The sequence below is a fragment of the Vibrio sp. OPT41 genome, from assembly GCF_015163595.1.
GTDB classification, from domain to species: Bacteria; Pseudomonadota; Gammaproteobacteria; order Enterobacterales; family Vibrionaceae; genus Vibrio; species Vibrio alginolyticus.
This window is the reverse complement of record NZ_JADDYH010000014.1, coordinates 908,829-916,653: the sequence shown is the minus strand read 5'-3', so window position 1 is coordinate 916,653 and position 7,825 is coordinate 908,829. Positions and strand designations below refer to the sequence as shown.

The window sequence follows — 7,825 nt, the reverse complement described above, 5'->3', positions numbered from 1 at the left end:
AGATTTACAGTCTGCTCCCTTTGGCCACTCGGGAACCCCTCCAGGGTATTTTTATACTTAAAAGTTAGTTTCCCAACCTAGCTTCCAAGTTGTTCTCACGTTTAAAGGAAAAACATAAGAAAGAATATGGTGGAGGGGGACGGATTCGAACCATCGAAGGCAGTGCCGGCAGATTTACAGTCTGCTCCCTTTGGCCACTCGGGAACCCCTCCAGGGTATTTTTATACTTAAAAGTTAGTTTCCCAACCTAGCTTCCAAGTTGTTCTCACGTTTTAAGGAAAAAACATAAGAAAGAATATGGTGGAGGGGGACGGATTCGAACCATCGAAGGCAGTGCCGGCAGATTTACAGTCTGCTCCCTTTGGCCACTCGGGAACCCCTCCAGAGGATTTTTATACTTAGTAAGATGTTTTCCCAACTCATCTCCCAAGTGCGGAGCGAATCATAGCAAACTCGCTCAGGCTGTAAAGCGTTTTTCTTACGTTTTTACGTTGAATGCTGTCTTTTTGGGCAAAGATGGTAGAAAGTCAGCGTTTTGTTTGTCCTTTGAACAGAAGAGAAGCGCACTTTTTACTTGAATTTACACTACTTGACGTTAAACACCGTATCTACTGATAAACTGTAAGCAGTTTAATGACATAAGTTTATTCGTTTAGAAGTCAATATCATGAGCATGAAAGCCACGTTATCGTTATCTGTTTTAACGCTTTCTATATTACTGAGTTCTCCATCGGTTTGCGCTGCGATGCGAGGAGGCTCAGCGGTTACTGTTGTGACTGAACAAGTAGAAACGCACGAGATCAATCAATCCTTAACTCTTATCGGCAAATTAAAGGCAGCGGAGTCTGTGGTTGTCGCATCGGAAGTCGCCGGCAAAGTGAATCAAATCGCTGTTAAAGCGAATCAAAATGTCCAGCAAGACCAGTTATTAATTAAGTTAGATGACGATAAGGCTCAAGCCGCTTTGATTGAGGCAAAGGCGTATCTAAAAGATGAACAGCGTAAGTTAAAAGAGTTCCAACGTTTGGTTAAGCGGAATGCGATTACTCAAACTGAAATCGATGCACAAAAAGCCAGTGTTGAAATAGCACAAGCGAGGCTAGATGCTGCTCAAGCCAATTTAGCTGATCTCCATATTACTGCTCCATTTTCTGGCACTGTTGGTTTTATCGATTTTAGCCGCGGCAAAATGGTCAGTGCGGGTACTGAACTTTTGACGTTGGATGATCTTTCCGTCATGGAACTGGATTTGCAAGTACCGGAGCGCTATTTATCGATGCTTTCTATTGGTATGGAAGTCATCGCTAAAACCAGTGCATGGGGTAGCCAGATCTTTACTGGTCAAGTCACAGGTATTGATACGCGTATCAGCGCCGAAACACTGAATCTTCGCGTGCGTATTGAGTTTGATAACCCAGAAAATCAATTGAAGCCGGGCATGTTGATGAACGCTTCACTAGCATTTCCTGCTATTAAGGCGCCAATCATTCCTGTTCAAGCGCTTGAATACTCCGGAACTAAACGTTTTGTATATGTAATTGATGAAAACAACAAAGCTACTCGTCAAGAAGTGTCGCTAGGTGCTCGTGTTGGTAACGAGGTGGTGATCGAATCTGGTGTTGAGATTGGTGACAAGATTGTGGTTCAAGGCATTGTTAACATGCGTGATGGTGTCGAAGTGAAAGAAATTGTCGCGCCACTAAAAGCGAACACCACGGATGTGACACGCAATGACAGTGAATCGGATGAGGAAGAAAACTAATGTTACTGTCCGACGTTTCAGTTAAACGCCCTGTCGCGGCGTTGGTTCTGAGCATGCTGTTGTGTGTGTTTGGCTTTGTGTCATTCACCAAATTAGCCGTTCGTGAAATGCCTGATATAGAAAGCCCAGTCGTTTCTATCAGTACGCGTTATGAGGGTGCATCGGCGACTATTATTGAAAGCCAAATTACCTCCGTTTTGGAAGACCAGCTTTCTGGGATCAGTGGGGTTGATGAAATTAGCTCCACTACTCGTAACAGCATGTCGCGTATCACGATCACGTTTGAGCTAGGTTACGATCTCAACACAGGTGTGAGCGACGTGCGTGATGCCGTAGCTCGTGCTCAGCGCTCGCTACCTGATGAAGCGGATGACCCTATTGTTTATAAGAACAATGGCTCGGGAGAGGCGTCGCTCTACATCAATCTCAGTTCTGCAGAGATGGACCGTACTCAATTAACGGATTATGCCGAACGTGTATTGATGGACCGCTTTAGCCTGATCTCTGGGGTTAGCTCCATTGATCTCTCCGGTGGTTTGTACAAGGTCATGTACGTGAAGCTTAAGCCAGAACTAATGGCTGGACGTTCAGTTACAGCTTCGGACATTACATCAGCTTTGCGAAGTGAGAACCTAGAAAGCCCAGGTGGTGAAGTTCGCAACGACTCAACGGTAATGTCCGTGCGTACGGCTCGTACTTATAACACGCCTGAAGATTTTCAATATCTTGTCATTAAACGCGCAAGCGACAATACACCTATCTATTTAAAAGATGTAGCAGATGTCTTCATTGGTGCAGAAAACGAAAACTCAACCTTCAAAAGCGATGGTGTAGTAAATATCAGTCTTGGTGTGGTACCGCAGTCAGACGCAAACCCGTTAGAGGTTGCTAAGCTGATTCGTTCTGAAGTCGATAACATCCAGAAGTTCTTACCAGAAGGTACACGTCTTGCGATAGATTACGACGCGACAGTGTTTATCGAGCGTTCAATCGAAGAGGTGTACAGCACGCTATTTATCACGGGCGGCTTGGTGATTTTGGTATTGTACATTTTCATCGGCCAAGCTCGTGCAACCTTAATTCCTGCGGTTACGGTTCCTGTTTCTCTGATTTCTTCGTTCATTGCCGCGTACTACTTTGGGTTTTCTATCAACTTGATCACCTTGATGGCGTTGATATTATCGATTGGTTTGGTGGTGGATGACGCAATTGTGGTTGTAGAGAATATCTTCCACCATATTGAACGCGGTGAATCGCCATTACTCGCCGCATATAAAGGCACAAGAGAGGTTGGTTTTGCTGTTATAGCAACAACATTAGTGCTGGTGATGGTGTTCTTACCGATCTCCTTTATGGATGGTATGGTAGGTCTACTATTTACAGAGTTTTCTGTATTGCTGGCTATGTCGGTCATATTCTCCTCTTTGATTGCCCTGACGCTGACTCCTGTATTAGGTAGTCAGATTTTGAAAGCGAATGTAAAACCAAATCGATTCAATGAAGCGGTTGATCGCTTGTTTAGCAAGCTTGAGAGTGGCTATCGCGCATTATTGAAAGGCACATTGAAAGTACGTTGGGCTGCTCCGCTGGTGATTCTAGCTTGTTTGGGCGGTAGCTATTTCTTGATGAATCAGGTACCGGCCCAGCTGACCCCACAAGAAGATCGCGGTGTGATATTCGCGTTTGTGCGCGGTGCAGATGCTACGTCATACAATCGTATGTCAGCCAATATGGATATTGTCGAAGACCGATTGATGCCATTACTAGGGCAAGGTTATCTGAAGTCATTCAGTATCCAAACGCCAGCGTTTGGTGGCCAGGCAGGAGACCAGACAGGCTTTGTGATCATGATTCTAGAAGATTGGAACGAACGTGATATCACGGCTCAGCAAGCCCTTAACAAAGTACGGAAAGAATTGGCAGGTATCCCAGATGTTCGAGTGTTCCCATTTATGCCAGGTTTCCAAGGTGGTTCGAGTGAGCCAGTTCAGTTCGTATTAGGCGGCTCTGATTACGATGAGCTCGTTGTTTGGGCTGAAATGCTAAAGAACAAAGCCGAAGAATCACCAATGATGGAAGGAGCAGAGATAGATTACTCGGAAAAAACGCCTGAGTTATTGGTTACAGTTGACCGACAGCGTGCCGCAGAGCTAGGAGTCAGCGTTCAAGACATTTCTGACACCCTAGAAATCATGCTCGGTGGTAAAAGCGAAACGACTTATGTTGAGCGTGGCGAAGAGTACGATGTGTATCTTCGCGGTGATGAAAATAGCTTTAATAATGCTGCAGATTTAAGTCAGATTTATCTGCGCACGAATAGCGGTCAGCTAGTGACGTTAGATGCGGTCACAAAAATTGAAGAAGTGGCGGCCTCTATTCGTCTTTCTCACTACAACAAACAGAAGTCCATCACTATTACTGCCAACCTGTCGGAAGGTTATACATTAGGAGATGCGCTGAATTACCTAGACCAGGAAGCCATCGACAACTTACCGGGTGACATTTCGGTGAGTTATTCGGGGGAGTCGAAAGACTTTAAAGAGAACCAAGCGAGTGTTGCTGTTGTGTTTGCATTGGCACTGCTAGTGGCGTATCTCGTGTTGGCGGCTCAGTTTGAAAGCTTCGTAAACCCGTTAGTGGTCATGTTTACGGTGCCGATGGGGGTATTTGGTGGCTTTCTTGGTTTGGTCATTATGGGCCAAGGTATGAACATTTATAGCCAGATTGGCATGATCATGTTGATTGGTATGGTGACGAAAAACGGTATTTTGATCGTAGAATTTGCCAATCAGCTACGTGATCGTGGCGTTGAGTTTGAAAAAGCGATCATTGATGCAGCTGCGCGACGTCTACGTCCAATCTTGATGACTGCGTTTACCACACTTGCTGGCGCAATTCCGTTGATAGTATCGACAGGGGCGGGTTATGAGAGCCGTATTGCCGTGGGTACGGTAATCTTTTTCGGGATGGGGTTTGCGACATTGGTGACCTTGTTTGTTATCCCGGCAATGTACCGATTGATTTCGGCGAAAACACAAGCACCAGGTCATGTAGAAGCAGAGTTAAACAAAGCAATTAGCCATGATACGAAGGGCCGTATAGCGCACCCTTAAATCAAACGTTAAAACATAAAAGCCGAGGTAATAACCTCGGCTTCTCTTTATCGGTTTAAAGTTAGCTCGGAAGCGTTCGATTAGAAGCGTTTCCCTAGGCTGATTTGTACACCTTCGTAGCCGTCGTAAAAATCTTCAAAACCCATATCTGCGACATTATAAATGTACTCTGCGCGTAACCAGATATCTTTGCTCATATCCCAATGGACACCAGCACCGATGTTGAATAGCGCGCCTGAATCATCTGTGACTTTTTGTTCGTTTGGAACATACATTTCAGCTTGAGTGCCAAGCGCAGTTACGCGACCAAACAGTGACAGCGGCGTATCGCCTAAGTTATCACTTGTTACAACAGCAGACATACCTGCTTGGTAATAGTGAAGATCTAAGTCAGTTTTTAGAGCATCGTTCTTAAGTTCATTTTGTGAATAGCGCAGAACCCCTTCAAACGCGAGGTATTGGTTTACATGGTAACCCCAGCCAACTGTGATATGTGGTGTTGACCACTCATTGTCTCTATCCGAGCCGAAGTACGGTGTATCAAAACCAACGTTACCAGTACCCAGATAAAAATAAGATTGATGAGCTTGTTCTTGAGCAGCTAAAGTTGGCACGCTAATGGTCAAGGCAGACAATAATAGAATGGCGTTTTTCATAACTAGACGATAACCTTGGTAAAAGACCGTTGTAATGATTTGTTTAAATGTTAATTTAATCAATAGGATGGATGGTAATTATCATATCAGCTTTTATCAAAGGTAGTGATTTTAGAATGGGAATTGTTGCGCTAAAGCATACTTCTTACTCATGACTACCGACTAACTAGATATGGTGACGAAAGCTAGTTAAATAAGAGAGAAGGAAAGGAAAGTGGCTGAATTCAAATACAAAAACTTGACTCAAGAAGAACAAGATAAGTTAGACGCGGCGACATTTCGCCGTTTATTGGCGCATTTAGATGCCAACAAAGACGTACAAAACATCGACCTGATGATCCTTGCGGGCTTCTGTCGCAACTGCTTTAGCAAATGGTATAAATCTGAGGCTGAAAATCTCGGTTTGGATTTAGATATTGATGACGCTCGCGAACGTGTTTACGGCATGACTTACGATGAATGGAAACAAAATCATCAACCAGCGGCAACGCCAGAACAATTGGCTGCGTTTGAAGCGCGCCAGAAAAAGTAAAACCCAGCGATAAAAACAGCCCGCATGAAGTTGGGCTGTTTTTTTAAAGTCCAGTTTGCACGTTAAGCGTTAGTTGAGCCGCAACAAGCTGGCTCAACGCAACCTTTTGCTTGAATGACTTCGAGTTGAGCTAAGTAAGGTTGAATATCGCCGATGTTCTCTTTTACCCATGTTAAGTCATAATACGTATCTAGGTAACGCTCTCCAGAATCACATAGAAGCGTCACGATGGAACCCTTCTCACAGCGTTGTTTCATCTCACAAGCCAATTGCAGCACACCGTAAAGATTGGTGCCTGTTGATGCGCCGACTTTACGCCCAATCAGCTGAGATACCCAATGGGCGGTTGCCACACTGGCAGCGTCTGGAATTTTGCGCATCTCGTCAATAACACCTGCAATAAAGCTTGGCTCGACACGTGGTCGACCGATACCTTCAATTTTGCTGCCAGTATCACCTTTCAATGAGTGGTTTCCTGACTGGAAAGCGTCGTAAAACACTGAGTTTTCAGGGTCTACCACGCAAAGCTTGGTGTCGTATTTTTGGTAACGAATAAAACGGCCAATGGTTGCGGATGTGCCGCCTGTTCCAGGACTCATCACTACCCAGCTAGGAATCGGGTGATCTTCTAACTCCATTTGGCTAAAGATAGAGTTCGCGATGTTGTTGTTACCGCGCCAGTCAGTAGCGCGTTCAGCATAAGTAAACTGGTCCATGTAGTGACCATTTAGTTCTTGAGCCAAGCGTCGAGACTCGTCATAAATCTGATCTGATCGTTCAACAAGGTGCGCTTTACCACCGTAAAATTCAATTTGTTCGATCTTTTTACGTGCAGTGGTTTTCGGCATGACGGCAATGAACGGTAAGCCAAGTAAACGCGCAAAATACGCTTCCGAAACGGCAGTGCTGCCTGAGGACGCCTCGATTACAGTGGTTTCAGGACCAATCCATCCATTACAAATAGCGTAAAGAAATAATGAGCGCGCCAATCGATGCTTAAGAGAGCCTGTAGGGTGCGTACTCTCATCTTTTAGATAGATATCGATACCATCAAGAGAAGGTAGTTCGAGTTTAAATAAGTGAGTATCAGCAGAACGTTGGAAGTCTGCTTCAATTTTACGCACTGCATTGTTGATCCAATTGTGGTCAGTACACATGGCGTCTCTCCTTGGGAAATCGATAGATAAGTATTAGATAGGGATAATTTATCTATAATTTCCGAGAAAAACTTTGCTATTGTTACTCTTAATAAAGATATCTGTAGAAAAATTTTCTGCATTTTATGGGTTTTATAGAAATGAGTTTAGATCGAATAGATAAGCAGCTGCTTGCTTTACTACAAACCGACAGCACCTTGTCATTAAATGACGTGGCTGAGCGAGTCAATCTTACTACAACACCATGCTGGAAGCGCTTGAAAAGGTTGGAAGAAGAGGGCTACATCGAAAAACGCGTGGCGTTGTTAAGTGCAGAAAAGCTCGAGCTATCTTTCATTGCATTTGTTCAGTTAAAAACGATTGATCATTCCGAAGGTTGGTATCACCATTTTGTTACAACTGTGAGTGACTTTCCTGAGGTAATGGAGTTTTATCGTATGGCTGGCGAGTATGACTACATGATGAAAGTACTAGTCAAAGATATGAAGTGTTTTGACGAATTCTATAAGCGGTTAGTTAATAGCGTAAAAGGGCTATCTAATGTGACTTCAACATTTGCTATGGAGTCCATTAAATACACAACAGAGTTACCAATCCTAAAATAA

General features: G+C 44.2%; 6 protein-coding genes and 2 tRNA genes. 4 read left to right on the top strand and 4 right to left on the bottom strand.

The genetic code is table 11. From position 1 onward, the window contains the following. Positions 1-127: 127 nt before the first annotated feature. Together IQP38_RS07710 and IQP38_RS07705 are read right to left on the bottom strand one after the other, a co-directional pair. Positions 128-212: transfer RNA gene (locus tag IQP38_RS07710), tRNA-Tyr, on the bottom strand. A gap of 86 nt (positions 213-298) precedes the next feature. After that, positions 299-383: transfer RNA gene (locus IQP38_RS07705), tRNA-Tyr, on the bottom strand. 284 nt (positions 384-667) lie between these two features. Here IQP38_RS07705 and IQP38_RS07700 point away from each other — a divergent pair. Next, entirely contained in the window at positions 668-1,762 is a 1,095-nt protein-coding gene (locus IQP38_RS07700; RefSeq protein ID WP_005389959.1) for an efflux RND transporter periplasmic adaptor subunit, read from the top strand. After that, entirely contained in the window at positions 1,762-4,875 is a 3,114-nt protein-coding gene (vmeF, locus tag IQP38_RS07695; protein ID WP_017634756.1) for a multidrug efflux RND transporter permease subunit VmeF, read from the top strand. Before IQP38_RS07700 ends, vmeF begins: the two co-directional genes overlap by 1 nt. A gap of 80 nt (positions 4,876-4,955) precedes the next feature. On the opposite strand, the gene IQP38_RS07690 is transcribed toward vmeF, so the two are convergent. Next, positions 4,956-5,531: a porin family protein gene (locus IQP38_RS07690; RefSeq protein WP_017634755.1), complete on the bottom strand. Its 576-nt coding sequence runs from the start codon at positions 5,529-5,531 to the stop codon at positions 4,956-4,958. Between the two features lie 214 nt (positions 5,532-5,745). On the opposite strand from IQP38_RS07690, the gene IQP38_RS07685 reads away from it, so the two are divergent. Beyond that, positions 5,746-6,063, top strand: a complete 318-nt coding sequence (locus tag IQP38_RS07685) for a DUF1244 domain-containing protein (RefSeq protein WP_005378586.1) — start codon at positions 5,746-5,748, stop codon at positions 6,061-6,063. Between the two features lie 62 nt (positions 6,064-6,125). On the opposite strand, the gene IQP38_RS07680 is transcribed toward IQP38_RS07685, so the two are convergent. After that, on the bottom strand, positions 6,126-7,220 hold the full coding sequence (locus IQP38_RS07680) for a PLP-dependent cysteine synthase family protein (RefSeq protein WP_193837462.1): 1,095 nt from the start codon (positions 7,218-7,220) through the stop codon (positions 6,126-6,128). A gap of 140 nt (positions 7,221-7,360) precedes the next feature. Here IQP38_RS07680 and IQP38_RS07675 point away from each other — a divergent pair, with 140 nt between their 5' ends. Beyond that, a complete protein-coding gene (locus IQP38_RS07675; RefSeq protein WP_025998626.1) occupies positions 7,361-7,825 on the top strand; it encodes an Lrp/AsnC family transcriptional regulator in 465 nt (154 codons plus the stop codon).